Source organism: Caballeronia terrestris (assembly GCF_001544515.1).
Lineage (GTDB): Bacteria > Pseudomonadota > Gammaproteobacteria > Burkholderiales > Burkholderiaceae > Caballeronia > Caballeronia terrestris.
Genome location: NZ_FCOL02000509.1, coordinates 1 through 943 on the forward strand (window position 1 = coordinate 1; position 943 = coordinate 943).

General features: G+C 58.2%; 1 protein-coding gene. It reads left to right on the forward strand.

Annotated elements, in window-relative coordinates; all coding sequences use genetic code 11:
- Positions 1-7: 7 nt before the first annotated feature.
- Positions 8-943, forward strand: a 936-nt coding sequence (locus AWB67_RS38615) for a radical SAM protein (RefSeq protein ID WP_087660921.1), incomplete at its 3' end; no start/stop codon positions are given.

Consider the following 943-nt stretch of genomic DNA (forward strand, 5'->3'; position numbering starts at 1 on the left):
GGCATATATGAAAACGCTGTTTCTACAGGCACCTTCGTTTGACGGCTTCGATGGCGGAGCGGGCTCACGTTTCCAGACCAAGCGCGAAATTCGGTCATTCTGGTATCCAACGTGGCTTGCCCAGCCCGCTGCGCTGATCGAGGACAGCCGCGTCCTGGATGCTCCCGCAGATGGCCTGTCCCTAGACGAGTCTCTCGACATTGCTCAGCAGTACGCCCTAGTAATCATTCATACGAGCACGCCGTCGTTCTTGAGCGATGCCCAATTCGCGGAGCATTTAAAACGACGGAAGTCCGCGATCCTCGTCGGGATGGTCGGGGCAAAGGTCGCCGTCGATCCCCACGGCTCGCTGACGGCGAGCGATGCGATCGACTTCGTGTGCCGTGAAGAATTCGACTTCACATGTCGCGACATCGCGCAAGGGCTCCCGCTCAAGTCGATTCCCGGTCTCAGTTATCGGCTGCCCGATGGCGGGATCATGCACAACGAAGCCCGGCCGATCCTGGAGGACATGGACCAGTTGCCGTTTGTCGCGCCTATCTACAAGCGCGACCTTACGACCGCGAATTACTTCAGCGGCTACCTCAAACATCCGTATGTGTCGATCTACACGGGCAGAGGCTGCAAATCCCGATGCACCTTTTGCCTCTGGCCGCAGACGGTCGGCGGGCATCGCTATCGCACGCGTTCGGTCGACAACGTCCTCGAAGAAGTGAAGTGGATCAGGGACAACATGCCCGAGATCAAGGAGATCATGTTCGACGACGATACCTTCACCGATCTCAGGCCGAGAGCCGAAGAAATCGCCCGCGGTCTTGGCAAGCTGGGAGTGACGTGGTCGTGCAACGCGAAAGCAAATGTGCCTTATTCAACGCTCAAGGTGATGAAGGAGAACGGACTGCGGCTTCTGCTCGTCGGCTACGAATCCGGCGACGACCAGATC